Raw genomic sequence first — 24913 nt, forward strand, 5'->3', positions numbered from 1 at the left:
AGAAACTATACAAGCGTCTTATACGTTTGTATAGAAGTTAGGATGCGCGACATGGGCCACCGGGAAGACCTGCTGGTAGGAGCGAAGCGAGCGCTCTACGAGAAGGGGTACGCCAACATCACCGCACGCGACATCGTGGCCGCCTCCGGGACGAACCTCGCGTCGATCGGCTACCACTACGGATCGACGAAGGCGCTGCTCACGGCAGCGATGATCAGCTCGATGGAGGACTGGGGCGAGGCGATCGGCCGGGCCCTGAGCGAGCCGGACGCCGACGCCGGCGCCGAGCCGATGCTGCGGTTCTGGCGGCGGGTGATCCGCTCCGTCCAGGCCGACCGGCAGCTCTGGCTGGCCAGCGTCGAGGCGCTGACCCAGAGCGAGCACGACCCGGCGCTGCGCGCGCAGCTCGCGGCCGGCGTCCACGAGGGCCGCAAGGGCATGACCGCGCTGGTCACCGGCCGGCCCGAGGACGAGCTGGAGGAGGCCACCGTGCGCACCGTCGGCGCCGTCCAGATGGCGCTGATGTCCGGGGTGGTGACCCAGTGGCTCACCGACCCGGTGACCGCCCCGTCCGCCGAGGAGGTCGTCGCCGGGATCCGGGCCCTAGGCGGCGGGCCAGTTCTTGGCCAGTAGGTCGCGGGTGTCGTAGAGCAGCTGCGGCAGCACCTTGGTCCGGCCGACCACCGGCATGAAGTTGGCGTCGCCGCCCCACCGCGGCACCACGTGCTGGTGCAGGTGGGCGGCGATCCCGGCGCCGGCCACCGAGCCCTGGTTCATCCCCAGGTTGAAGCCGTGCGGGCTGCTGCTCGCCCGGATCACCCGCATCGCCGTCCGGGTGAACGCGGCCACCTCGACCGTCTCCTGCTCGGTGAGGTCGGTGTAGTCGGCCACGTGCCGGTACGGGCAGATCAGCAGGTGCCCCGGGTTGTACGGGTACAGGTTCAGCACCGCGAAGACCAGCTCGCCCCGCGCCACCACCAGCGTCTCCGCCTCGGGCCGGCCGGGCGCCAGGCAGAACGGGCAGCCGGCCGGTTTCTCGTACCCACCCTCGGGGCGGTCCTCGCCCGAGATGTAGGTCATCCGGTGCGGCGTCCAGAGCCGCTCCAGCCCGTCCGGCTCACCCAGATCGTTCACGTCCGCATCCTATGCGGAACCGGCCTCCACCGGACATCGCGCCGGGCGGTGGAGGCCGGGGACCGCGGTCAGGCCGCCGAGGGCCCGGTGTTGACCCGGGAGCGAACCACCTCGACCACGTGCGCGACCGCCTCGTCGATGGAGACGCCGTTGCGCTGCGAGCCGTCCCGGTAGCGGAACGACACGGTGCCGCCGTTGACGTCGTCGTCGCCGGCGATCGCCATGAACGGGATCTTCTGCTGCTGGGCGGTGCGGATCTTCTTCTGCATCCGCTCGGTGGAGTGGTCCACCTCGGCCCGGATGCCCGCCTTACGGAGCTTCGTGACGAACTCCTCCAGGTACTGGGCGTGGTCGTCCCGGATCGGGATGCCGACCACCTGCACCGGCGCGAGCCAGGCCGGGAACGCGCCCGCGTAGTGCTCGACCAGCACGCCGAAGAACCGCTCGATCGAGCCGAACTTCGCCGAGTGGATCATCACCGGCTCCTGCCGGGTGCCGTCGGCCGCCTGGTATTCCAGACCGAACCCGGCGGGCTGGTTGAAGTCGTACTGGATGGTCGACATCTGCCAGGTCCGCCCGATCGCGTCCTTGCACTGCACGCTGATCTTCGGGCCGTAGAAGGCCGCGCCACCCGGGTCGAGGACCAGCTCCAGGCCGGACTCCTCGGCCACGTCGGACAGGACCTTGGTGGCCTTCTCCCACTGCTCGTCCGTACCGATGAACTTGTCGCTCTTCGGGTCCCGGGTCGACAGCTCCAGGTAGTAGTCGTCCAGGCCGAAGTCGTCGAGCAGCGAACGGACGAAGTTCAGCAGGTGCTTGATCTCGGCCGGGGCCTGCTCGGCGGTGACGTAGGAGTGCGAGTCGTCCTGGGTCAGGCCGCGCACCCGGGTCAGGCCGTGCACCACGCCGGACTTCTCGTAGCGGTAGACCGTGCCGAACTCGAACAGCCGCATCGGCAGCTCACGGTAGGACCGCCCGCGCGACCTGAAGATCAGGTTGTGCATCGGGCAGTTCATCGCCTTGAGGTAGTAGTTCGCCCCCTCCAGCTCCATCGGGGGGAACATCGTGTCCTTGTAGTAGGGCAGGTGTCCCGAGGTGTGGAACAGGCCCTCCTTGGTGATGTGCGGGCTGCCCACGTACTGGAAGCCCTCCTCGATGTGGCGGGCCCGGACGTAGTCCTCCATCTCGCGCTTGATCACCCCGCCCTTCGGGTGGAAGACCACGAGACCCGACCCGATCTCGTCGGGGAAGGAGAAGAGGTCCAGCTCGCTGCCCAGCTTGCGGTGGTCGCGGCGCTCGGCCTCGGCGAGACGGTTGAGGTACGCCTTGAGCTCGTCCCGCGACGGCCACGCCGTCCCGTAGATCCGCTGGAGCTGCGGGTTCTTCTCACTGCCGCGCCAGTAGGCGGCGGCCGAGCGCATCAGCTTGAACGCCGGGATGAGCCGGGTCGACGGCAGGTGCGGGCCGCGGCACAGGTCGCCCCAGACGCGCTCGCCGTCCTTGCTCAGGTTGTCGTAGTGGGTCAGCTCGCCGGCTCCGACGGCGGCGGCCTCCTCGTCCACGTCGCCCTTGATGTCGACCAGCTCGAGCTTGAACGGCTCGGCGTGCAGCTCGGCCTTGGCCTCGTCGAGCGAGCCGTACTCCCGGCGGTGGAAGGTCTGGCCGGCCTTGACGATCTCCTGCATCCGCTTCTCGAGCTTCGTCAGGTCCTCCGGCTGGAACGGCTTCTCGACGTCGAAGTCGTAGTAGAAGCCGTCCCGGATCGGCGGGCCGATGCCCAGCTTCGCGTCCGGGAACACGTCCTGCACGGCCTGCGCCAGCACGTGCGCGGTCGAGTGGCGCAGCACGTCGAGGCCGTCCGGCTCGTCGATCGCGACCGGGGTCACCTCGGCGTCGGCCGCCGGCGCCCAGTTCAGGTCGCGCAGCCGGCCGCCGGCCTCACGGACCACGACGATCGCCTTCGGCCCGTGCGCGGGAAGCCCCGCGGCGGCCACCGCGTCGGCCGCCGTAGTCCCGGCCGGGACGACTAGGGGGTCGGCCACAGCGGGTGTACGGGGTGCAGACACGGTGATCTCCATTCGTGTGGGTCGGCCTCGGCTGCTCCGGGCCGTCCCTGATGCTATCCGCCCGGTTTCGCCCGGCTCCCCAGTCCCCACCAGCCCCCGGCTATTCCCCGCCGGCCTCGGTCAGCCAGGCGGGAAGCGGTTCGCGGGCCGACAGCCACGCCGCCGGGATGCCCTCCACGCCGGTGTACGCCGCCACGACTCCCCCGGCGATCGCGGCGGTGGTGTCGACGTCCCCGCCGGCGACCACGCACGCCGCCACGGCCGCCGGATAGTCCTCCAGGAACCGGTCGGCGACCCACAGGGCGAACGGCACGGTGTCCTGCGCCGTCGCCTGCCCGCCCGAGCCGAGCCGGTGGGCCGCCTCGGTGACCGTCACCGTCAGGCCGGCCGCCTCGATCAGGCCGTCGTGGACCACTCCGGCCGGGGTGTGCCCCGCCGTGGCCCGCAGCAGCTGCCCGCGCTCGGGCCGGTGGCCGTTGAGCCGGGCGGCGGCGGCCACCGCGGCGGCCACGGCGACGGCCGCGCCACCGGCGATCCCCTCCGGGTGCGCGTGGGTGACCTCCGCGGCGCGTACCCCCTGGACGGCCGCGTGGGCCAGGGAGTCCGCGTGCCAGGCGCCCAGTGGCGCGGCGCGCATCGCCGCGCCGTTGCCGCAGGAGCCCTGGCCGTTGAAGGCGGCGGCCGCGGCGATCGGCCAGGGCAGGCCGTCCCGGATCTCGCGCAGCATGGTCACGGCGCCGGGACCGTAGCCGCGGTACGGCTCGTAGCGGTCGGCGAGCAGGGTGGCGAAGGAGTCCCGGTCGAAGTCGCCCTCGGCCAGGGTGGCGACCAGGCAGCAGGCCTGCTCGGTGTCGTCGGTCCACTCCCAGGGCGGCGCCGGGAGGCGTGCCTCGAGAAGGTCGGAGGGGCGGTTGCCGGGCACGAAATACTGCGCGCCGAGGGCGTCGCCGACGCTGAGGCCGGCCAGGGACTCCAGGGCGAGCGTGCGGCGGGTACCGGGAAAGAGTGTGAAAGACATCGGTACTTCGGATCGTATTCCATCACTGATGTTTGTTCGCGCCCCACCTTGCGCTCCGCAATGCGCAAGGTGCGCAAATGGTCTCCACCGGCGCGAACAAACATCACTGAGAGTCATCAAAGACTCTCGCTCGATCACCCTTTAGGTTCTGCCTTGCCATGGACGCTACGGTCTTCGCATGGCCACGGTGTTGCTCGTCGAAGACGACCATGTCGTGCGCGGCGCCATGCTCCGTTCGCTCGCCGACCGAGGGCACGCCGTGCACGCCGTCGGCACCGCCCTGGAAGCGTTGCGGCGGGTCGCCGCGGAGACGCCCGACCTCGTCGTACTGGACCTGGGACTCCCCGATCTGGACGGGTCGGACGCGCTGCGGATGCTGCGCGGCATCACCGACGTGCCGATCATCATCGCCACCGCGCGCGACGACGAGCAGACCGTCGTGCGGCTGTTGCGGGCCGGCGCCGACGACTACATGGTCAAGCCGTTCACCGGCGCCCACCTGGACGCGCGGATAGCCACCGTGCTGCGCCGCGTCGGCCGGGCCAGCCGGGCCGCGCAACCCGCCGTCCACGAGGTGGGCGAGCTGCGGGTGGACGTCGGCGAGCGCAGCGCCACCCTCGGCGATCAGCCGCTGGCGCTGACCCGCAAGGAGTTCGACCTGCTGGCCTACCTCGCCGCCCGTCCGGGCCGAGTGGTTTCCCGTCGCGAGCTGTTGGAGGAGGTATGGCGACAGCCATCGGTCGGCGAGGACCAGACCATCGACGTGCATTTGTACTGGCTTCGCCGGAAACTGGGCGAATCCGCGGCGAAGCCCCGCTACCTGCGCACCGTGCGGGGGGTCGGATTCCGGTTGGTGGCGCCGGACTGAGGCTGCGGCTGGCGTACACCACCGCCGCCACCACCGCCGTCGCCGCGCTTGTCTTCCTCGTCCCGCTCGGCTGGGGCCTGCGCAACGACCACCGGGAGGCCGCTCTCGCCGACGCCGCCGCGCGTACCTCGACGGTGGCCGGCGCCATCGCGGCCGGAACCGGCGAACGTGGCCTGGCCGCGGCGATCACGCTGGCCGGCGGCGCGCCGGTGGTGCACACCCCGGGCCTCGCCCCGTCCGCCGGCGGACGGGCCGACGGCGCGCTGATCGACCGGGCCGCGACCGCGCCCGAGCCGACCGTCGAGGACGTCGACGGCGGCGTGGTGCACCTGCGACCGGTCACCGTCGGCGACCGGATCCTGGTGGTCGAGGCGTTCGTGCCGGCCTCCTCGCTGAACCGGAACACCGCCCGCGACTGGTGGCTGCTGCTCGGCCTCGCCGTGGTGCTGGTCGGCGGCGCCGTCGTGGTGGTGGACCGGCTGGCCCGGGGCGCGGTGGACTCGGCCCGCAACCTGGTCGACGCGGCGCTCGCGGTCGGCGACGGGGACCTCGCCGTACGGATCAGCCCGTCCGGGCCGCGCGAGCTCGCCGAGGCGGGCTACGCCTTCAACCGGATGGCCGACCGCTTGGTAACCTCCCGCACCGACGAGCGCGAACTGGTCGCCGACCTGTCGCACCGGCTGCGTACCCCGCTGACCGCGCTGCGGCTCGACGCCGAGGCGCTCGACCCGGACGACACCCAGATCATCGACCTCACCGCGGACGAGGTCGATCGCCGCCGCGGCATCCGGCGCATCCGGCAGGCGATCACCACCCTGGAGGACGAGGTCAACCACCTGATCAACACCACCCGGCAGGCCGTCGCCGACCGGGTCGCCGCCGCGCCCGAGGACGGGCTGTGCGACGCCAGCGAGGTGGTCCGCGAGCGGATGATGTTCTGGTCCGCGCTCGCCGGCGACCAGGAGCGGCAGTACCGGGTGGTCGGCGCGCACGTACGGATCCCGGTGCCGGTGGCCCGGGCCGAGCTGGCCGCCGCGCTGGACGCGGTGCTCGGCAACGTCTTCCGCTACACCCCGCAGGGCACCGCGTTCGAGGTCGGACTGTCCCGGCGCGACGGCTGGGTGGCGCTGCGGATCGACGACGCCGGCCCCGGCATCGGAGATCCGCAGGGGGCGCTGCGGCGCGGGCAGAGCAATCAGGGTTCCACCGGTCTGGGGCTGGACATCGCCCGCCGGGTGGCGCAGGCTACCGGCGGGTCACTCAGCCTGGACCGGGCTGCCATGGGTGGCGCCAGCGTGGTCATGCTGTTGGCCGACGCGGATGCCACCCCCAAGCAGCCGAGCAGGTTCGGGCTGGTCGGACGGGGCCGACCGGCACGCGACCGTGATCCGGGACGACGTCGCTGGCAACGAGGACGGGAATGAGCCGTATCCCCCGAACGAAACAGCCCTGGCTTATATCTGTTTTAAGAACGTTCCCCTGGGGACGCGAGGCTGGCAGGGTTCCCCTCGATCCCATCCGGCTTCCCGGATCGCAACCCGCAGCGCGTCCCCTACGCCGCGAACCGCGAAGCCACCGCGCGGTGGGAGGCGGTCACCCCATGGACCCCTCCCACCGCCACACAGCTCGACGAGGAGACGCCGTGTCCGCGCATCGCCGGCCGACGTTCCGCGGGTCGCCGCCAGGACGGCGCCGCGCGGCGAGCCCTCCGGAACCGCCGCGCACACGCTCCGCGACCTTCCGGTTTCTTCCGGTAGCCCTCGGCCTGGCCCTGCTCGGCGTCGGCGGTGTGATCGGCCCCAGCGTGATCGGCGCCGGGTCGTCCGACGACTTCGCGCTGACCTCGCTGCCGAGCGACGCCCCCGAGCAGGGGCTGGTCTACAGCGGACTCAAACTGGCCTCCTCCGGCTCGGTCTGCGCCGGGGCGTACCAGCTGTACGACGAGGTCTGCACGCACGGCCCGGACCCGGCCCCGGCCGGTCTCGCGGTGCGCCGTGACGTCGCGCCGGTGACCGCCGGCAGCGACCAGATCACCCCGGTCCGGCGGGAGACCGGCAACGTGCCCGGGGACGCCGAGATCGCCCGCGACGAGGGCGGCAGCGCGATCACCGCGGACGCCCCGGCGCTGGTGCCGGACGCCGCTCCCGGACAGGCCGACTTCATCCTCGGCCCGGACGACGTGGCCTGCGCCGGCGACGGCCGTACCGGCAAGCGGGTGCAGTTGCTCTACCTGCACGAGTCGGGCAACGCCAGCCGGTACCCGAAGTTCCTGAACTCGTTCCGGACCTGGGCCGCCGGGGTGGACGCCATCTACGACGCCAGCGCGGGCGAGACCGGCGGCTCCCGCCACATCCGGTACGTGACGACGCCCGAGTGCCGCGCCGACGTCGCCGAGGTGGAACTGCCGGACGGCTCGCTGCGCACGTTCACCGCGACCATCGACGCGCTGCGCGGGCTCGGCTACAACCGCACCGACCGCAAGTACCTGATGTTCGCCGACACGAACCTGTACTGCGGCATCTCGACCTACGTCAACGACACCCGGTCCGGCCGCGGCAACCGCAACAACGGCGGCCCGTCGTACGCCCGGGTCGACTCCGGCTGCTGGAGCGCCGCGATGGCCGCCCACCAGCTCACCCGGTCGCTCGGCGCGGTCCTCACCGACTCACCGAACGCCACCGGGGCGGGCGGCTGTGTCGACGAGTCCGACCTGCTGTGCGGCCCGGACCGGACCCGCAAGCCGGTGAAGAACGTGTGCCCGAAGAAGAACGAGATCCGCCTCGACTGCGGTCACGACGACTACTTCAGCACCAACCCGAAGCCGGGCAGCTACCTGGACAAGCACTGGAACGTGGCGCTCAGCGAGTTCCTGCTGCGCAGTGACGGCGGCGACGACATCCCGGACGCCCCGGGCGCCACCGTGCCGGACCAGGACACGCCGGCCGGCCCCCCGCCGGCGAAACCGTCCGCACCCGTTCCCGCGCCGAGCGCGGCGGCGCCGAGCCCGAGCGCCTCCACGCCCACGCCCGGCCCCAGCGTCTCGGCGAGCACCGGGCCGGCGCCGCAGCCCAGCGTCTCCGCCGGGCTGCCGCAGGTGGAGATCACCCCGGTCGCGCACCACACCACCCCGCCCAAGGCCGGCACCGGCGACCAGCCCGGTGACGGCGACGGGGTCCCGGCGGCGCCGCCCGAGGTGACCAACGACGGTGTGCAGGCGGTCCTGGAGATCCGCGAGGCGACCAGCGGCTCGGTCCGGTTGATCTGGAGCGCGGCCGCCGCCGACGCCGAGTACGAGGTGTCGGTGGACGGCGAGCCGGTGGCCACCACCCGCGCCACCCGGGCCCGTCTGATCGGCTTGAAGCCGGACGCGAAGTACCTGGTCGAGGTCCGCAACCGGAGGCTGGGCTACCACGCCAAGGGCACCGCCGAGACGGCGCCGTCGGCCCGCCCGGTGCAGAACTCCTGGTTCGTGCTGACCAACTCGCTGACCGGCGGCGCGGCCGACCTGTACGCGGCCCGCGCGGCCGACGGCACCCCGGTCGTCCTCGGCAGTGACGAGGGCGGCACCCAGCAGCAGTGGCAGCTGGTGCCCGCCGAGGGCGGCGCCTACTCGCTGGTCTCCAAGGCGAGCAACCGCTGTGTGGTCCCGCTCGGCGGGGCCGCGGTCGCCGGGGCGCCGCTGGTGCAGGGCGACTGCAAGACGGGCGGCGCGGCGGCGCGGTGGACGCTGCGTGCCTCGGCGTACGGATTCACCATCCGGGCCACCACCGGTGACCTGGTGATCGGCGTGGGCGCCCAGCGCTTCGGCACGCGCCGCGTGCTGGTTCTGCAGAGGGACACCGACCAGCGGCACCAGAGCTGGACGGCGGTTCCCGACTGACCCCGGAGGACGACGGGAGAGGCTGATGCCTGATGTGCTGAGCAACGCGAAGACCGAGCCGGACGAGGGTCCGGCCCGGTTCAATCGGCGGCGCCTGGTGCGCTGGCTGGCGATCCTGACCATCGGCACGCTGACGATGGTCGCCTGCTGGCAGGACCCGCTCTACCCCTGAGCCGCCTGGTAGGCGTCGATCTCGCCGAGCAGGGCGGCCTTCCCGTCGCCGGGCCGGAAGCTGTGCCGGACGGCGGCGCGGGCCAGGTCGGCCACGCCTGCGGCGTCCAGGCCGAGCAGCCGGGCGGCGGTGGCGTACTCCTGCTCCAGCGTGGTTCCGAACATCGGCGGGTCGTCCGAGTTCACGCTGACCGGCACCCCGGCCGCCACCAGGGTGGTGATCGGGTGCTGGTCGAGGTCGGCGACCGCCCGGGTGCGCAGGTTGGAGGTCGGGCAGACCTCGAGCGGGATGCCGTTCTCGGCGAGGTGGGCCATCAGCCGCTCGTCCTGGGCGGCCGCGATGCCGTGCCCGATCCGCTCGGCGCCGAGCTCGCGCAGCGCGTCCCAGATGGTCTCCGGTCCGGTGGTCTCGCCGGCGTGCGGCACGCTGTGCAGGCCGGCCGCGCGGGCCTGGTCGAAGTACGGCTTGAACTGCGGCCGTGGCACCCCGATCTCCGGGCCGCCCAGCCCGAAGCTGACCAGGCCGTCGGGCCGCTCGTCGAGGGCCACCCGCAGGGTCTCCTCGGCGGCGGGCAGGCCGGCCTCGCCCGGGATGTCGAAGCACCACCGCAGGTCCACCCCGAAGTCCCGGGCGGCGCCGGAGCGGGCATCCTCGATGGCCTCGCAGAACGCCTTCGCCGGGATGCCCCGCCGCACGCTGGAGTACGGCGTGACGGTCAGTTCGGCGTACCGGACGTTCTGCCGGCCCAGCTCGCGCCCGATCTCGTAGGTGAGCAGCCGGACGTCCTCGTCGTCGCGGATCAGGTCGACCACGCTCAGGTAGATCTCGATGAAGTGCGCGAAGTCCCGGAACTCGAAGTACTCGGCCAGCCGTGCCGGGTCGGCCGGGACCGGCGAGGTGCCCTCGTGGCGGGCGGCCAGCTCGGCGACGATCCGCGGCGACGCCGAGCCGACGTGGTGGACGTGCAGCTCGGCCTTGGGCAGGCCGGCGATGAACGACGTCAGGTCGGTCAAGGAAGGTTCCCCCTAAATAGAAGCCACCACGAAGATACGGCGGAAGGGGAGGGCCACGAGGCCGTGCCGCTCCGGATACGCCTCGGCGAGCCTGGTCTCGAACGCGGCCCGGAACACCGCCCAGTCCTCGTCGTTCAGTGCGGCCCGGACCGGCCGCAGCGCGGTGCCCTCCATCCAGCGCAGCACCGGATGCTCCGCTGAGGTGACCGGCAGCAGGTGCAGGTAGGTGGTCTCCCAGGCGTCCACGGTGGCGCCCGCGGCGGTCAGCAGATCGGCGTAGCCGGCCGCGTCGTGGACCGGATCCGATCGGAGCTCGACCGGCGACAGCTCGCGCGCCGCACGGTGGCCCGGACTGTCGAAGTTGCCCGGTACCTGCATCGCCAGCCAGGCGCCGGACGGCAGCTCGCGCGCCCAGCGGGCGAGCATCTCCGGGTGTCCCGGCACCCATTGCAGGGCGGCGTTGGTGACCACGACGTCGGTGTCCGGATCGGGCCGCCAGTCGCTGATGTCGGCGAGCCGGAACTCGACCGGGCCGGGCCCGGCGGCCGCCTTCGCGATCATCTCGGGTGACGAGTCGAGACCGGTGACCCGGGCGTCCGGCCAGCGTTCGGCGAGCGTACGGGTCAACTCACCGGGTCCGCAGCCGAGGTCGGCGACGGTACGCGGGCGGTCGGCGCCGATCCGCCCGACGAGATCGAAGAACGGGCGCGAGCGTTCGGCGCCGAACCGGTGGTAGACAGCGGGATCCCACATACCGACCTCCAAAACCGTACGTACGTCTTGTTTGACGCTAACAGACGAGCGGTAGTGTCACGACGTGGAAAATCGAAGCTTTCGCAAGCTGGGGCGCGCCGTGGGCGTGGTCGGCCTCGGCGCCTGGCAGCTCGGAGCCGACTGGGGCCAGGTCAGCGAGGCCGACGCGCACGCGACCCTCCAGGCCGCAGTGGACGCCGGCGTCACCTTCATCGACACCGCGGATGTGTACGGCGACGGCCGCAGCGAGCAGATCATCGGCTCGTTCCTGAAGGACCGTCCGGGCCTGACCGTCTTCACCAAGATGGGCCGCCGCCTGCCGCAGGAGCCGGGCAACTACCACCTGGACAACTTCCGGGCCTGGACCGACCGGTCCCGCGCCAACCTCGGCGTGGACACTCTCGACCTGGTGCAGCTGCACTGCCCGCCGACCGCGGTCTACTCCTCGGACGAGGTGTTCGACGCGCTCGACACCCTGGTCGAGGAGAAGCGCATCGCGGCGTACGGGGTGAGCGTCGAGCGGGTCGATGAGGCGCTCACCGCGATCGCCCGGCCCGGCGTGGCCAGCGTCCAGATCATCCTGAACGCGTTCCGCCTGAAGCCGCTGGAGCGTGTGCTGCCGGCCGCCGCCGAGGCCGGGGTGGGCATCATCGCCCGGGTTCCGCTGGCCAGCGGGCTGCTCTCCGGGCGGTACGACGAGAGCACCACGTTCGGCGCCGACGACCACCGCAACTACAACCGGCACGGCGAGGCGTTCGACGTCGGCGAGACGTTCTCCGGGGTGGACTTCCGTACCGGGCTCGAGGCGGTGGGCCGGATGCGCCCGCTGGTTCCGGCCGGCGTCACGATGGCGCAATTCGCACTCCGCTGGATCATCGATCAGCCGGCCGTGACGGTGGTGATCCCGGGCGCCCGCAACCCGGAACAGGCGCGGGCGAACGCGGCCGCCGCGGATGTTCCGGCCCTCTCGCCGGAAACCCGAGAAATGATCAACACGGTCTACGATGAGTTGATTCGCCCGCAGGTGCACGACAAATGGTGAACAATGAAACCGAGAGGCCGCGGTTGAGGGGCTGGCTCGCCATGTCCCTGGGCTTGGTCGCGATCGTGCTGGGTGGGGTCTGGACTCTCCAGGGACTGGATGTGCTGCCCTACAGCGCGATGAGCGGCCAGACGGTGTGGGCAGCCATCGGCGGTGGCCTGATCATCGCCGGGCTCCTGCTGATCGCCGTCGGGATGCGCCGGCGGTCCAGCGCGCAGAAGCCCGTGCAGTAATGCGGTGACGAAAGAGGCCCCGCAACCTCGGGGAGGGTGCGGGGCCACGGTCGGGCCGGCCTCCGCCAGGCGGCCGGCGAGCCGGTCTCACGACCGGCGGATTAGTCTCTAGAGCGGGCGAACCTGCTCCGCCTGCGGGCCCTTCTGGCCCTGGGCGATCTCGAACTCCACCCGCTGGTTCTCTTCCAGAGTGCGGTAGCCGCTCGTCTGGATGGCCGAGAAGTGGACGAACACGTCAGCACCCCCGCCGTCGACGGTGATGAAGCCGAAGCCCTTGTCTGCGTTGAACCACTTCACGGTTCCTTGCGCCATGCTGAACTCTCCTTCTGAAAATGCCGGCCCGCCCAACCGCGGCAGCGCGGGGCCGATGACCGTTTTCGAGCAGCGGTACCGCGAGGCGGCCCTTTCAGAGGACGTCCCATCCGCCCGACCTCGTGAACCTGCGACCCACCCGGGATGGGGCCGAAGTCCCGCGGTCAGGCGGAAGCTTGCGAACCACGTACGCAAAAACTGGCCACACTGTACCCGAAAATCGGCCGGTAAAGCTCCCCCTGGTAAGAATCCAATAATGGGTGACCGATATGGAAAAGGCCCCCCACTTCTTCCCGTCGAAGCGGGAACGAACCGGGGGACCGGGCAAGACTCCTGTCTATACAGAAGATGATCTAGTCGGGCCAGGTTCCGGTGAGTTTCTCGGTGCCGATCGCGCCGCCACGGTGGACCGCCGCCTTCACCACCGCGAAGATCGCGCCCTGCAACGCGGCGGCCGCGAGGATCTCGCCCCAGCCACGATCCGGGTCGCCGGCGTCCGGGGCGTCGTCGTCACCGGAGACTATTTTCCAGGCCTCCTTGAAGAGAAGACCGGCCAGCGCTCCGGCCGCGACACCCAGCGCCACGTTCACCGGTTTGAGAGCGACTTTCCTCAGCCTGCCCGCCATCAGCGCCTCCCCCGGACGATCAGCACGATTCCGGCTATCGCGGCTAATCCGGCGATTGTCAGTGCGGCCGGCCACGGGTTCGCGCGTACTCGGGAACCGGCGCGATATGCGAGATCGCGCTTATCGGCCTCCCGGATCCGGTGGGCCATCATGGTCGCCCGGGACCGCACCCGCTCCGTCGTCTCCACGACCTGCTCGCGAGCTCGGGCCTTCACGTCCGCGCGGGCGGCCAGCGCCTGCACCGTCTCACCGAGGTCGGATCGGGTCTGCCTGATCTCCTCCCGTAGCGCCACCAGATCCGGCTTCGCTGCGGAACCGTTGATTTCGCTCATGGCTTCCCCGCCCCTCCGGGTTCACTGGCAAAGACAGGGTCGGGCATGATCTCCCTCCCACGCTCCTTGACCGCGTTCTTCACTTCGTCGACATCGGCCTTGACACTCTCGATCGCGGCCAGAGGTTCCGGCGGAACAGCCCGGTTGATCTGCTTGCGGCCCAGCAGCGCGAGCACACCGGCGACCGCGAAGAGCACCACGGAGACGATCAGCGCGGCCAGCCAGAGCGGCAGGACCAGGTCCAGTGCGATGACCGAGGTCGCGATCAAGGCGCCCACGCCGTACCCGGCCAGCACACCCGCGCCGCCGAACAGGCCGGCGCCGATCCCGGCGTGCTTGCCCTTCTCCGCCAGTTCCGCCTTGGCCAGTGTCAGCTCGTCCCGGACCAGGCGGCTGAGCTGTTCACTGGCCCGTTGAACCAGTTCCGCGGTGGAGTGCTCGGTGAGCGACCGGGTCATCGCGTCCCCCCTTCATCCCGTTTGTGAGCGGTGTATGCCCTCGTCCCCGCCCCCTCAATCCTTGCCGCCCGGGGCAACCGGGACCGGACGGTTCAATACTTCCGCTCCGGAGCAACCGGCACCGGCCCGCCGAACACCAACCCGCGGATGTCGCCGTCCAGCCCACCGCTGAACACCCGGGCCGCGTCGGACGACGGGCCCGGACCGGAGTGACTGCCCACCCAGGTGGGCTCGGGCGCCACCGACTCCACCTCGGCGCGCACCCGCGGCAGCGCCTCCCGCTGATGCTGCCAGATCCAGCCGACCAGCCGCTCCCGGACCAGACAGCGCAGGTCCCAGAGAGCGGCCGCGTCATTGGCGCTGACCAGCGCGCGCAGCCGGACCCGGCCGTCGATCGCCTCGGTCACCTGGAGCACGCAAACCCGGCCGTCCCACAGGTCGCTGCCCTTGCAGACCCGCTGCAACGCGCCCCGGACCGACTCGACGGGGATGGCCCAGTCCACGTCGATCTCGGCCGTGCCGAGCACCGCCGACCCGGTACGCGTCCAGTTCTGGAACGGTTTGGTGGTGAAGTACGAGGTGGGCATGATCAGCCGGCGGTCGTCCCAGATCTGCACCACCACGTAGGTGAGGGTGATCTCCTCGATCCGGCCCCACTCCTGCTCCACCACGACCACGTCGTCGACCCGGATCGCGTCGCTGAACGCCAGTTGCAGGCCGGCGAACATGTTGCCCAGGGTGCTCTGCGCCGCCAGCGCCGCCACCACGCTGATCACCCCGGCCGAGGCCAGCAGGCTGGCGCCGAGCGCCCGGACGTCCGGGAAGGTCATCAGCATGATGCCGATGGTCAGCACCACGATGCCGGCCACGGTCACCCGGCGCAGCATCACCACCTGGGTCTTGATCCGCCGGCGCTTGCGGTTGTCCGGCACGTCGGTGCGCCATCGGGCCAGCGCCATGTCCTCCAGCACCAGCAGCGTGGCGCCGACCAGCCAGGCGATCGCGCCGATGCAGAACAGCACGAGCACGTGCATCACGCCGGAGCGGCCGGGGAAGTCGCCGGCCCAGATCCGGACCGACTGCTGCACCGTCAGCAGCGTAACGGTGATCAGTAACGGCCGGTGCAGCTTCCGCGCCAGATCGGCGGCGAGCGGGGACTTCCGGCCGAGCCGCACCATCACCCGGTGCGCGATCTCGACGAGCAGGAGCGCCACGGCCGCCGCCCCCATGACGGCCAATAGGACGGTCCTCTCACTGGTCACTGGTATCGCCTCCACGGAGGTGAAGCCTTGCCCCCTCCGGGTGCGGGCACACCGATGGCGGCGGATGTCGGAGATAGCTCACATCCGCCCGCCACTCACGGTCTAGAGTCAGATTTTTCGGTAGCGTGCCTGCGCCACGCAGTAGACGCCGAAGGCCGCGATGCCAGCGGCGATCAGGGCCAGCAGCCACACACCCCAGGAGTACCCAGCCAGCGTCTTGAGCGCCGCGTCCAGGCCACGGGCCTTGTCCGGGTCGTAGTTGACGGCGGCGGTGACGAAGAGCAGACCGGCGATCGCGTACGCCGTACCCTTGGCCATGTAGCCGGCGACGCCGAGGCGGATGATCGGCTGGCGGGTGCCGGCCGGCATCTGCTGGGTGTTGAGGTGCTTCACGAACTTGCGCTTGTAGCCGTAGATCGCCATGCCGGCGCCGACGCCGAGGACCACCAGCCCGGCCAGCGCGACCAGCCAGCGGCCGCCGTCGGCGGACATCAGCCCGGCGCTCCGGCTCTGGTAGTTGTCACCCATCGAGGCGTTCGCGCCCTGCACGATCTTGACGGCCATCCAGGCGAGGTACGCGTACAGGACGGCCCGAACGCCGGAGAGCACCCGCTCGGCCATCGCGGTGCGATCCCGCGGGCCGCTCTCACCGACGGTCGCCTCGAAGGCCTGCCAGATCGCCATGGCGGCCAGGCCGACGGCGATGACGATCAGCAGCGTCTTGCCGAACGACTGCCCGGCGATGGCCTGGAGGGCTCCGGACTGGTCGCTGTCCTGACCGGAGCCGCCACCGAGGGCCACCTGCAACGCGATCCACGCGAACAGCAGGTGGATGACGCCGTACCCGATGAAGCCGCCCCGGGCCAGGAACTCCAGGGGCTTGCTCTCGGCGGCCCGTGACGCGGTGTGTTTGACGTTCGAGGCTGTGGAGGACATGCCCCCCCATGTGACCGAACGCGACGATCGTCAAACGTGATGCGTCAGCGCGACACTTCCACCTTGATCTCGTCCTGCGTCACGCTCGAGAGGCTGAAGGTCAGACCGCCGGCCTCGACCGCCTGCTGCCCCTTGGTGAGCTGGATCTGCTCACCGGCGACGTCGAGGGTCACGGTGTCCTCGTCGGCGGAGACGAACTTCGCCTCGACGCCGAGCACCTCGACGCCGGCGTTGGTCTCCCGGGCGATGGTCACGGTGCACTGGTCGAGGCCGCAGCTCACGTCGTCACCGCACCCGGTGAGCAGCGCGAGGCCGAGAGCGGCCGAGGCGAGTGCGGCGACGATGCGGCGGCGGGGCTCAGAGATCAACACCCTTCCAACGGTACGCGGAGCGGGCAACCGCGTGCCCGGCCGGGTGACCGCCCTCAGGCGGCGACCGGCTGGGGAGAGGGGACGTCGAGGCCGGCGATCAGTTCGGCGGCGGCGCGGCCCAGCGCCCGGGTCGCGCCGTGGGTGGCGATGTGGACGCCGCCGGTCACCGTGACCGGGATGCCCATCTCGACGACGATCGCGTCCGGGCGGACCGCCAGCACCCGGCTCAGCGTGCCGGCGATCCACGGGTGCCGGTGCACGTCCCGGACCACCAGCACGAGCGGGCGCCCGCCGGCGCCGGCCAGCACCGGGGCCGCCGGGTCGGCCAGCGGCTCCAGGTCGTCGGCGGTGAACCGGACCGACGTGGTGCCGGGCAGCAGCTCGGCGAGCGGCTCGCCGAGGCCCCACGGCGTCTCGCTGCCGATCGCGATGTTGCGGGCCGGCGCGAACTCGACCACGTGCGGGACCCCGGTCACCGGCAGCTCGGGGCCACCGTCGGCGACGGTCACCCGGACCGCGCGGCGGGCGGCCTCGAACCCGACCGTCGAACCGAGGACGGCCACCTCGTTGCCGGCCGCGGCGTCCGCGACCGCCCGGGCGCCGGTGGCGATCTGGGCGCGGGTGGTCCACGAGCCGAGGGCACGGACCCGGCGTACCGCGTCGCGCAGTCGCTCCTCGGACAGCTCGCCGGAGCGCACCGCCGCGACGATCGCGTCCCGCAACCGGATCGCGATCTGCTCGTCGGCGTGCTCGCCGCCCACGCAGACCGCGTCCGCGCCGGCGGCCAGCGCCCGGACGATGGCGCCCTCCAGCCCGTAGCGGCGGCGCACGCCCTGCATCTCGATGGCGTCGGTGACGATCAGGCCGTCGAAGCCGAACTCCTCGCGCAGCAGGCCGGTCAGGATGCGCGGGCTGAGCGTGGCGGGCAGCTCGGTGTCGTACGCCGGGACGAGCAGGTGCCCGGTCATCACCGCCTTGGCGCCGGCCGCGATCGCCGCCCGGAACGGGACCAGCTCGCAGGCGACGAGCTCGGCCGCGGTGCGGTCGATGACCGGGAGATCGTGGTGCGAGTCGACGGCGGTGTCGCCGTGACCCGGGAAGTGCTTGGCGCACCCGGCCACCCCGGACTCCTGGAGCCCGCGGACGAAGGCGGCGGTGTGCCGGGCCACCAGGTGCGGTTCGGCGCCGAATGCCCGTACCCCGATGACCGGGTTCTTGGGGTTGCTGTTGACGTCGGCGTCCGGGGCGTAGTCCAGGGTGATGCCGGCGTCGGCCAACTCGCGGCCGAGATCGCGGGCGACGGCCTCGGTGAGATCGGCGTCGTCGATCGCGCCGAGCGCCAGATTGCCGGGCCGGGAGCTGCCGAGCCGCGACTCGAACCGGGTGACGTCACCGGCCTCCTCGTCGATGGCCACGATCACATCCGGGTACTCGGCACGCAGCTGAGCCGTCAGCGCGGCCACCTGTCCGGGTGACTCCACGTTGCGTGCGAAGAGTGCCACTCCCCCGAGGCCGGCGCCGAGCCACCGGCGGACCCAGTCCGGGGCGGTCGTACCGACGAAACCCGGCTGTAGCACTGCGGCCGCCAACTCCGGCAATTCGCCGTGAATGGACATGAGCCCCCGTACCTCCGATACTTTCGCTCCCCGTCGGGGACCTATGTTCACACCCCTCGCGGACTTTAGTCAACAAACCTTTCTATTTCCTGTGGCTCCCGATCAGTAGGATGTGCACGTGCTCACTACCGTCGCGGCGACCGGTGTCGACTGGTCCGAGGTGCACGCCGTCCGACTCCTCGGCATCGCGGGCGCGGTGCTCTTCCTGCTCTGGGCGATCCGCCGCATGTTCGGCGGCAAATAGGGGTACCGGGGCGGCCATATGAGACTCCCCATCTACGGGCCACGCCTGCGCCGCGTGGCCCGCACCCAGTTCGGCTGGCCCCGGCTGCGGCCCGGCCAGTTCAAGCCGATGCGCGCCGTGCTCCGCCGTAGGGACGCCCTCGTGGTGCTCCCGACCGGCGCCGGCAAGTCGGCCATCTACCAGATCCCGGCCGTGCTGCTGCCCGGGCCGACCGTGGTGATCTCCCCACTGCTCGCCCTCCAGCAGGACCAGATCGCCGCCCTCAACGAACGCGGCGATCCCAGGATCCGCGCCGTCCGGGTCAGCTCCGCGGAGACCCCGAAGGAGCGGCGCGAGGCCGTCGAGGCGATCCGCCGCGGCGAGGCCGAGTTCCTCTTCATCACACCCGAACAGCTCAGCGACCCGGACCGGCTGGCCGAGGTGCGCTCCCTCGGACCCGGCCTGGTCGCCGTCGACGAGGCGCACTGCATCTCCGCCTGGGGCCACGACTTCCGGCCCGACTACCTGGCCCTCGGCGACATGATCGAACAGCTCGGCCGGCCGCCGGTCCTGGCGCTCACCGCCACCGCGTCGCCGCCGGTCCGCGAGGACATCATCACCCGGCTGCACCTGCGTAGACCCGAGATCCACGTGTCCGGACTGGACCGGCGCAACCTGTTCCTCGAAGTCGCGTACTGCCCCGACGACGCGTACCGGTGGCGCCGCCTCACCACCATGCTCGACGAGGAGCAGCGGCCCGGCATCATCTACGTGGCCACCCGGCGGGCCGCCGAGGAACTCGCCGAACGCCTCACCACGTCCGGCTACCCGGCCACCTTCTACCACGGCGGGATGGCCGCCGGCGTCCGCGAACAGCGGCACACCGACTTCTCCGACGACAAGGTCGACATCATGGTGGCGACCTCGGCGTTCGGCATGGGCATCGACAAACCCAACATCCGCTGGGTCGCGCACGTCGCCCTGCCCGGCTCCCCGGACAGCTACTTCCAGGAGATCGGCCGCGCCGGCCGCGACGGCGAACCGGCCCGTGCCCTGCTGCTCTGGCGCTCCGAGGACGAGGCCATCCAGCGCTTCTTCCAGGGCGGCTCCCCCGACCCCGGCGAACTGCGCGACCTGGCCGGCGCACTGCACAAAGGACCGATCGGCAAGACCGCGCTGCAGAAGGCCACCGGGCTCGGCCCCCGCAAGCTCGGCCAATACCTCAACCTGCTGGAACAGGTCGGCGCCGTACAGACCGTCGCGGGACACAAACTGTCGGTCCCGGCCCGTGCGCCACTCCCGGCCGCGGCGGCCGAGGCCGCATCATCGGCGTACGAACGTCAGCAGGCGGTCGTCAGGTCCCGGACCGACATGATGCGCGGCTTCGCCCAGTCCCGGCAGTGCCGAACCGAGACGCTGCTGGCCTACTTCGGCGAGGACCTCCGCAAACCGTGCGGCCACTGCGACAACTGCGCCGACGGCATCGCCCACGAGATCGCCGCCGCCGAACCGGAGGGCCCGTTCCCGGTCCACAGCCGGGTCCACCACGACGAGTGGGGCGCCGGCATGGTGATGAACTACGAGGAGGACCGGATGACGGTCCTCTTCGACTCGGTCGGCTACAAGACCCTCTCCGTCCCGGTGGTGGTTCAGCAACGGTTACTGGTCAGTGAGTGACCGGTTGCAGCGATCCGGACGTTCCTCCTGGACGATGGGCCGTCGTCGGCGGATACCGCCCGCGTCAGACGGACCAGGCCTGGACGATGTCTTCCGGTCCCCAGATCAGATCCGCGGCGCCGTCCGGGAGGTCGGCGCCGGAGCGGCTGACCACAACCAGGCCGCTGGCCCCGGGCTGGAAACCCGGGATCAGCGGGGCTTGGCGGCGCAGCTCGTCGAGATGGTGCCGGTCGAACGGGCCGTCCTGCCACTCGACCGAGCCGGCGAACGCGATGCGGGAGGCGATCGGGGCGCGGTCGGCTCCGACCAGATCGATCTCCGGGTTGGACTGCCGGTTCCACCAGCCGCCGACCTCCCACGTGTCGGTCCACGGCAACTCGCCGGCCCCGGCGGCGATGGCGAGCGCATCGCGGATGAGCGGCTCGACAGCGCTGCCCCGCCAGGTGGACCACCGAGCGTCGAGGACCGCGTGGGCGGCTGCGGTCCGGTCGCGCAGCACCAGCTGATGCACGTCGCGCAGGATCGCCAGGTAGAGGCGCAGGTTGCTGTCGGCGATCCGGTACTGGGCCAGTTTGCTGGGCTTGATGGACAGCGGTTTGTCGACGGCGAGGATCTGTTTCTCGTCGACGAGCCGGTGCAGCAGCGGGGACAGGGTGCCGGAGCTGACCGGGCCGCCGCGGTCGCCGGCCGCCGCCGCGATGTTGCTGAAGGTGCGGCTGCCCGCGCCGCCGACCGCCTCCAGGATGCGTCGAGCGGTGTCCGGGGCGGGGAACTCCGATGCCAGGGACTGCTCGGGGATGGTGAACAACGCTGACGTCTTGTTGGCGATCTCCTGACGCAGGAAATCGGCGGGGGGAGTTCCCGGATCCCACTCCAGAGCGATACCGGGCAACCCGCCGGTAATCAGGTGCGCGTCGATCGCGTCCGCGCCGCTCAGACCGGTCACGGTGGCGGTTTCGGCGAGATGGAAAGGGCCGAGGACCAGGTTCGTGGCCCGGCCGTAGAACGGCCGGTCGTACTCGGTGAATCGCTGCATCATGTGCAGGTCGCTGCCGAGCAGCAGGAGTAGCACCGGTTTGCGGGAGAGGAGCCGGTCCCAGGCGACCTGCAGATGCCCGTCGAAGGTCGCGTCCTGCTCGGAGATCCAGGGCAACTCGTCCAGCACGACGACGCTCGGCGTGTCGGGCAGGGCACCGGCCAGGACCCGCAGCATGTCTCCCCAGCCACCGGCCGACGGCTGGGACGGCAGAAGGTCACGGCCACCGGAGGTGAGCAGCGACGAGTCGCGCAGGGCGCCGAGAAAGTAGCCGATCGCTTCGATACTCGAGGCGCCCTTCACGGCGGTGTAGAAGCAGTACGGCAAATCGACCCGGTCACAGAGTTCCTGCACCAGGCGTGACTTGCCGACCTGCCGCCGGCCGCGGATGGCGACGGAACGACCCTCACCGGTGCGCCGTATGCGATCGAGGTGGTTGATGAGCAGGTCGAGTTCAGTGCGCCGCCCGACGAACATCGACGCCCCCGAAGCTTGATTGAATCTAACTTCGGAACAGTCTACCGAATCCGATGGCCGCTAACCCCCTCTCCGTCCCGGTCGTCGTCGACCAGAACCTCCTGACCCCTGGCTAAAGGCCCGGATTGGGAGTTCCGGCAGGGCCGGGCGGGAGATCCGGACCGTGGGTGATGCTGGCGGTGGGAGCGCTCACCATCGATGACCTTGGTGGTTGCGTGTGCGTGCAACCATGCGCGGGTTACCGCAACGGGGAGGTCGGAACGGGTGGGCAAGTCCAAGAAACGCCGGGCGCCACTGTGGGCACGGATCAGTGTCATCGTCGGGGTTCTGCTGCTGGTGCCAGGGGGTGGGGCGGTGGTGGCCGGGCAGACGCTGCTGTCGGACTACACCGACCAGGTCACCGACGACAGCCTGCTCAAGGACATCGACACCCCGGCGAACGCGGTGCCACCGAAGCGTGAGGTGGACATCGACGGGCCGCTCAACCTGCTGCTGGTCGGCATCGACCCGCGGGACGACAAGACGGCTCCGCTCTCCGACTCGATCGTGATCGCGCACATCCCGCGGGACAGGCACAGCGCCTACCTCTTCTCGATGCCCCGGGACCTGATCGTGGACATCCCGGCGTTCAAGGATTCCGGCACCGGCGCGGACACCACCAAGATCAATGCCGCGATGTCGTACGGCAGCCGCCTCAAGAACGGCGGCTACAGCCCGTCGCAGGGGTTCCAGCTGCTGGCCAAGACGGTGAGCAACCGTACCGGGATCAAGGCGTTCGACGCCGGCTCGATCATCAACTTCGGCGGCTTCAAGAAGATCGTCGAGGCGATGGGCGGCGTCGACATGGTCATCGACATGGACGTCAAGTCCGAGCACCTCAAGCCGGACGGCAGCCCGCGCGACCGCCTCCCCGCCTGTCAGGGCCATCACCGCTGCGTGCATCCCTACACCGGACCGCAGAAGTTCTACAAGAAGAGCGACAAGCCGGTGCACCTGAAAGCCTGGGAGGCGCTCGACTACGTCCGGCAGCGCTACCAGTTCAAGGGTGGCCCGAAGATGGGCGACTACGACCGGCAGCGTCACCAGCAGCAGTTCATCCGGGCGATGGCGAAGCAGGCGATGAGCAAGTCCGTGGTCAGCGACCCGGCCAAACTGCTGAAGGTGGTGAAGGCGGGCGGCGAATCACTGACGTTCTCGGGCGGCGGCCACACCATCGTCGACTGGGCGGTGGAGTTGCAGTCGGTCAACGTCGACGACATGGTCACCGTGAACCTGCCGGGTGGCGGCGTCTACTCCCAGGACGGGCGGCACGACTACCTGGGCGAGCGGTTCGACGAGGACGTCGACGACTTCTTCAAGGCGGTCACCGAGGACCGGGTCGCGGCCTTCCTGCTCGACCACCCGAAGTTCGTCAACCAGGACAAGTGACCGGCGCCGGGCACGGTCTCCGGCCGTCCGGCATGGACGATGTCTACCTCGACTGACCCGGGGCCGGGCCGGTGGAGTCGCGGACGATCAGCTGGTGGCCGGTGGGGCGGCGGCGTGGGCGGGCGGCGGGTGGTTCGAGGGCCAGTTCGAGCGCCATCCGGCCCATGTCGGTCATCGGCAGGCGGACGGTGGTGAGGCTGGGCGCCAGGTCGGCGGCGACCGAGACGTCGTCGAAGCCGACCACCGACATCCGGGACGGCACACCGATGCCGCGCTCCCGCAGCATGGCCAGCACGCCCATGGCCATGGCGTCGTTCAGGGCGATGATCGCCGTGGTGGACGGATGTTCGGCGAGGATCCGCTCGGTGGCGGTCCGGCCGCCCTCGCGGACGAAGTCGGTGTGCACGACCGGCAGATCGTCCAGCGACAGCCCGTACTCGCGTAGCGCCGACGCCACCCCGGCCATCCGGTCGATCACGGTGTTGAGCCCGGGAACGCCGGAGACCACGGCGATCCGGCGGTGACCGAGTTCGAGCAGGTGGGCGGTGACGGCGTGGCCGCCGGCCTCGTTGTCGGGCAGGACCGTGTCGGCGCCGAGCGCGTGCCGGCCGATCACCGCGACCCGGCCGCCGCCGCGCTGGTATCCGGCCAGGACCGCTTCGGCCTCGGCTTCGACGCGCGGGTCGTGGTACCCGGAACCGGCGATGATGATGATCCCGGCGCGCTGGGCGATCAGGTGGCGGATCTGGCGCAGCTCGTGGTCGGGGTCGCGGCCGGAGTGGCAGATCTGCACGAGCAGCCGCTGCTCGTCGGCGAGACCGATGACGCCGCCGGCGATCTCGGCGAAGTACGGGTCGTCGACCTGGTGCACGATCAGCCCGACCGTGGTGCTGGCGCCGCCGGCCAGGGTGCGGGCGAACGGGTTGGCCACGTACCCCAGTTCGTCGGCGACCTGCCGGACCCGGTTCGCCACCTCCTCGCTGACCCCCTCCCGTCCGGCGAGGGCGCGGGAGGCGGTGGCCAGCGAGACGCCGGCGCGGTTGGCGACGTCGATGAGGCGTAGCCCGGGGCCAGGTTTCGGCACTGCGCGACTCCCAAGCTATTGCCGAAGATCAATATCCCAGCATATCGGGTACGGAAGCGCTTGCGTACCGCCCCGGCCGGACCCCGGCCCTAACCGGTGACGGCCTTGCGGAACGCCTCCACGGCCCGGCCGGAGACGGCCCCGCCGGAGACGGCCCGGCCGTGACCGAAGACCGCGTGGTCGAACTCCAACTCGGCGAGGCGGGCCAGGCTCTGGCCCGCCCGTGCCGGATCGGCGGTCGCCGCCCCCGCCGGGCCCGTGACCTGACCGCGGCGGCTCGCGGCGGCGTCCCCGGCGAACAGGATGCCGCCGGAACGATCCAGCAGGTAGGAGACGTGGCCGCGGGTGTGGCCCGGGGTGTGCAGGGCGGTGAACCCGGGCAGCGGCTCGAAGCCGTCCACGGTGATCAGCTGGTCGATCTTCGTGGGCTCGGCCCTGCCGATCAGGCGCACGGCCAGCTTCGCGAGCCGGCCGACCGGCTCCGCGGGCCGGCTGTGGCCGGTGATCCAGACCGCGTCGGCGGCGTGCGCGATCACCCGGGCGCCGGTCCGCCGCCGCAGGTCCGCGAGGTTGCCCACGTGGTCGGTGTGGTGGTGGGTGACCAGGATCGTGGTCACCTCGCCGAGCGACCGCCGGATCTTCCGCAGGGCCCGCTCGATCAACGGCGACCGGCCGGGCAGCCCGGTGTCGACAAGCACCAGCCCGTCGTCGGTGACGACCACGTGCACGTTCGCATACCCCACGCGGAGCTCGAAGACCCCGTCCACCACCTCACGCACCCGATCATTCTTCCAGCAGGCCGGACCGTCCTCGGCAGACGGCGCGGCACGACATGCCGGCGATCGGCATGCGGGTGGATCAGCGGGCCGGAACGGGTAGGTAAGAATGCTGACGAC

The 24913-nt window shown here is 71.1% G+C and carries 26 protein-coding genes; 10 read left to right on the plus strand and 16 right to left on the minus strand.

Annotated elements, in window-relative coordinates; all coding sequences use genetic code 11:
• Nucleotides 1-51 precede the first annotated feature (51 nt).
• Entirely contained in the window at nucleotides 52-633 is a 582-nt protein-coding gene (locus BJ964_RS00930; RefSeq protein WP_188118878.1) for a TetR/AcrR family transcriptional regulator, read from the plus strand.
• On the opposite strand, the gene BJ964_RS00935 is transcribed toward BJ964_RS00930, so the two are convergent.
• The 3 genes from BJ964_RS00935 to BJ964_RS00945 form a co-directional block, all read right to left on the minus strand.
• Nucleotides 604-1080, minus strand: a complete 477-nt coding sequence (locus BJ964_RS00935; protein ID WP_188126725.1) for an HIT family protein — start codon at nucleotides 1078-1080, stop codon at nucleotides 604-606. The two genes, BJ964_RS00930 and BJ964_RS00935, sit on opposite strands and share 30 nt — an antisense overlap.
• Before the next feature lie 122 nt (nucleotides 1081-1202).
• Entirely contained in the window at nucleotides 1203-3200 is a 1998-nt protein-coding gene (gene thrS / locus BJ964_RS00940; RefSeq protein WP_188118879.1) for a threonine--tRNA ligase, read from the minus strand.
• A 100-nt stretch (nucleotides 3201-3300) separates the two neighbouring features.
• Nucleotides 3301-4218 carry an ADP-ribosylglycohydrolase family protein gene (locus BJ964_RS00945; RefSeq protein ID WP_188118880.1) on the minus strand — a complete coding sequence of 306 codons (918 nt, stop codon included), beginning with the start codon at nucleotides 4216-4218 and terminating at the stop codon, nucleotides 3301-3303.
• 178 nt (nucleotides 4219-4396) lie between these two features.
• Here BJ964_RS00945 and BJ964_RS00950 point away from each other — a divergent pair, with 178 nt between their 5' ends.
• From BJ964_RS00950 to BJ964_RS00965, 4 genes are all read left to right on the plus strand, one after another.
• Nucleotides 4397-5086 carry a response regulator transcription factor gene (locus tag BJ964_RS00950; protein ID WP_043525920.1) on the plus strand — a complete coding sequence of 230 codons (690 nt, stop codon included), beginning with the start codon at nucleotides 4397-4399 and terminating at the stop codon, nucleotides 5084-5086.
• Between the two features lie 2 nt (nucleotides 5087-5088).
• Nucleotides 5089-6510: a HAMP domain-containing sensor histidine kinase gene (locus BJ964_RS00955; RefSeq protein WP_188126726.1), complete on the plus strand. Its 1422-nt coding sequence runs from the start codon at nucleotides 5089-5091 to the stop codon at nucleotides 6508-6510.
• A gap of 218 nt (nucleotides 6511-6728) precedes the next feature.
• Nucleotides 6729-8966 (plus strand): RICIN domain-containing protein, encoded by a 2238-nt coding sequence (locus tag BJ964_RS00960; protein ID WP_188118881.1) that lies wholly within the window; start codon nucleotides 6729-6731, stop codon nucleotides 8964-8966.
• A gap of 25 nt (nucleotides 8967-8991) precedes the next feature.
• Nucleotides 8992-9138, plus strand: coding sequence for a hypothetical protein (locus tag BJ964_RS00965; RefSeq protein ID WP_188118882.1), 147 nt, complete (start codon nucleotides 8992-8994; stop codon nucleotides 9136-9138).
• Here BJ964_RS00965 and BJ964_RS00970 read toward each other — a convergent pair.
• Together BJ964_RS00970 and BJ964_RS00975 are read right to left on the minus strand one after the other, a co-directional pair.
• Nucleotides 9129-10151 (minus strand): adenosine deaminase, encoded by a 1023-nt coding sequence (locus BJ964_RS00970; protein ID WP_188118883.1) that lies wholly within the window; start codon nucleotides 10149-10151, stop codon nucleotides 9129-9131. The two genes, BJ964_RS00965 and BJ964_RS00970, sit on opposite strands and share 10 nt — an antisense overlap.
• 12 nt (nucleotides 10152-10163) lie before the next feature.
• Nucleotides 10164-10904: a trans-aconitate 2-methyltransferase gene (locus BJ964_RS00975; RefSeq protein WP_188118884.1), complete on the minus strand. Its 741-nt coding sequence runs from the start codon at nucleotides 10902-10904 to the stop codon at nucleotides 10164-10166.
• A gap of 64 nt (nucleotides 10905-10968) precedes the next feature.
• Between BJ964_RS00975 and BJ964_RS00980 the strand changes: the two genes are divergently transcribed.
• Entirely contained in the window at nucleotides 10969-11946 is a 978-nt protein-coding gene (locus BJ964_RS00980) for an aldo/keto reductase (protein WP_188118885.1), read from the plus strand.
• A 41-nt stretch (nucleotides 11947-11987) separates the two neighbouring features.
• Nucleotides 11988-12179, plus strand: coding sequence for a hypothetical protein (locus tag BJ964_RS00985; RefSeq protein WP_229807168.1), 192 nt, complete (start codon nucleotides 11988-11990; stop codon nucleotides 12177-12179).
• Between the two features lie 108 nt (nucleotides 12180-12287).
• Here BJ964_RS00985 and BJ964_RS00990 read toward each other — a convergent pair whose 3' ends face one another.
• The 8 genes from BJ964_RS00990 to BJ964_RS01025 all read right to left on the minus strand — a co-directional run bounded on the left by BJ964_RS00990 (nucleotide 12288) and on the right by BJ964_RS01025 (nucleotide 18092).
• Nucleotides 12288-12491 (minus strand): cold-shock protein, encoded by a 204-nt coding sequence (locus tag BJ964_RS00990; protein WP_011905669.1) that lies wholly within the window; start codon nucleotides 12489-12491, stop codon nucleotides 12288-12290.
• A 353-nt stretch (nucleotides 12492-12844) separates the two neighbouring features.
• On the minus strand, nucleotides 12845-13117 hold the full coding sequence (locus tag BJ964_RS00995; RefSeq protein WP_188118887.1) for a DUF4235 domain-containing protein: 273 nt from the start codon (nucleotides 13115-13117) through the stop codon (nucleotides 12845-12847).
• Complete coding sequence (locus tag BJ964_RS01000; RefSeq protein ID WP_188118888.1) at nucleotides 13117-13449, minus strand: DUF3618 domain-containing protein; 333 nt, start codon at nucleotides 13447-13449, stop codon at nucleotides 13117-13119. The genes BJ964_RS00995 and BJ964_RS01000 overlap by 1 nt, the downstream gene beginning before the upstream one ends.
• Nucleotides 13446-13907: a phage holin family protein gene (locus tag BJ964_RS01005; protein ID WP_188118889.1), complete on the minus strand. Its 462-nt coding sequence runs from the start codon at nucleotides 13905-13907 to the stop codon at nucleotides 13446-13448. Before BJ964_RS01005 ends, BJ964_RS01000 begins: the two co-directional genes overlap by 4 nt.
• A gap of 92 nt (nucleotides 13908-13999) precedes the next feature.
• Nucleotides 14000-15169 (minus strand): mechanosensitive ion channel family protein, encoded by a 1170-nt coding sequence (locus BJ964_RS01010; RefSeq protein WP_407650783.1) that lies wholly within the window; start codon nucleotides 15167-15169, stop codon nucleotides 14000-14002.
• A gap of 108 nt (nucleotides 15170-15277) precedes the next feature.
• Nucleotides 15278-16105 carry a DUF1206 domain-containing protein gene (locus tag BJ964_RS01015; RefSeq protein ID WP_188118890.1) on the minus strand — a complete coding sequence of 276 codons (828 nt, stop codon included), beginning with the start codon at nucleotides 16103-16105 and terminating at the stop codon, nucleotides 15278-15280.
• 44 nt (nucleotides 16106-16149) lie between these two features.
• A complete protein-coding gene (locus tag BJ964_RS01020) occupies nucleotides 16150-16476 on the minus strand; it encodes a hypothetical protein (RefSeq protein ID WP_188118891.1) in 327 nt (108 codons plus the stop codon).
• 53 nt (nucleotides 16477-16529) lie between these two features.
• The gene (locus tag BJ964_RS01025; RefSeq protein ID WP_188118892.1) at nucleotides 16530-18092 is read right to left on the minus strand and encodes a glycoside hydrolase family 3 protein; all 1563 of its coding nucleotides are present in this window, start codon (nucleotides 18090-18092) and stop codon (nucleotides 16530-16532) included.
• A 118-nt stretch (nucleotides 18093-18210) separates the two neighbouring features.
• On the opposite strand from BJ964_RS01025, the gene BJ964_RS47650 reads away from it, so the two are divergent.
• Both BJ964_RS47650 and BJ964_RS01030 read left to right on the plus strand, forming a co-directional pair.
• Nucleotides 18211-18336: a hypothetical protein gene (locus tag BJ964_RS47650; protein ID WP_262479305.1), complete on the plus strand. Its 126-nt coding sequence runs from the start codon at nucleotides 18211-18213 to the stop codon at nucleotides 18334-18336.
• A gap of 18 nt (nucleotides 18337-18354) precedes the next feature.
• Entirely contained in the window at nucleotides 18355-19992 is a 1638-nt protein-coding gene (locus BJ964_RS01030; RefSeq protein ID WP_188118893.1) for a RecQ family ATP-dependent DNA helicase, read from the plus strand.
• 64 nt (nucleotides 19993-20056) lie between these two features.
• Here the strand turns inward: BJ964_RS01030 and BJ964_RS01035 are convergent, their stop codons facing one another.
• The gene (locus tag BJ964_RS01035; RefSeq protein WP_188118894.1) at nucleotides 20057-21505 is read right to left on the minus strand and encodes an ATP-binding protein; all 1449 of its coding nucleotides are present in this window, start codon (nucleotides 21503-21505) and stop codon (nucleotides 20057-20059) included.
• A 264-nt stretch (nucleotides 21506-21769) separates the two neighbouring features.
• Between BJ964_RS01035 and BJ964_RS01040 the strand changes: the two genes are divergently transcribed.
• Entirely contained in the window at nucleotides 21770-22933 is a 1164-nt protein-coding gene (locus BJ964_RS01040) for an LCP family protein (RefSeq protein WP_229807169.1), read from the plus strand.
• Between the two features lie 43 nt (nucleotides 22934-22976).
• On the opposite strand, the gene BJ964_RS01045 is transcribed toward BJ964_RS01040, so the two are convergent.
• Nucleotides 22977-24017 carry a LacI family DNA-binding transcriptional regulator gene (locus BJ964_RS01045; protein ID WP_188118896.1) on the minus strand — a complete coding sequence of 347 codons (1041 nt, stop codon included), beginning with the start codon at nucleotides 24015-24017 and terminating at the stop codon, nucleotides 22977-22979.
• A gap of 89 nt (nucleotides 24018-24106) precedes the next feature.
• Nucleotides 24107-24796: an MBL fold metallo-hydrolase gene (locus BJ964_RS01050; protein WP_229807170.1), complete on the minus strand. Its 690-nt coding sequence runs from the start codon at nucleotides 24794-24796 to the stop codon at nucleotides 24107-24109.
• Nucleotides 24797-24913: the final 117 nt, after the last annotated feature.

The sequence above is a fragment of the Actinoplanes lobatus genome (assembly GCF_014205215.1).
In the GTDB taxonomy this organism is placed as follows: domain Bacteria; phylum Actinomycetota; class Actinomycetes; order Mycobacteriales; family Micromonosporaceae; genus Actinoplanes; species Actinoplanes lobatus.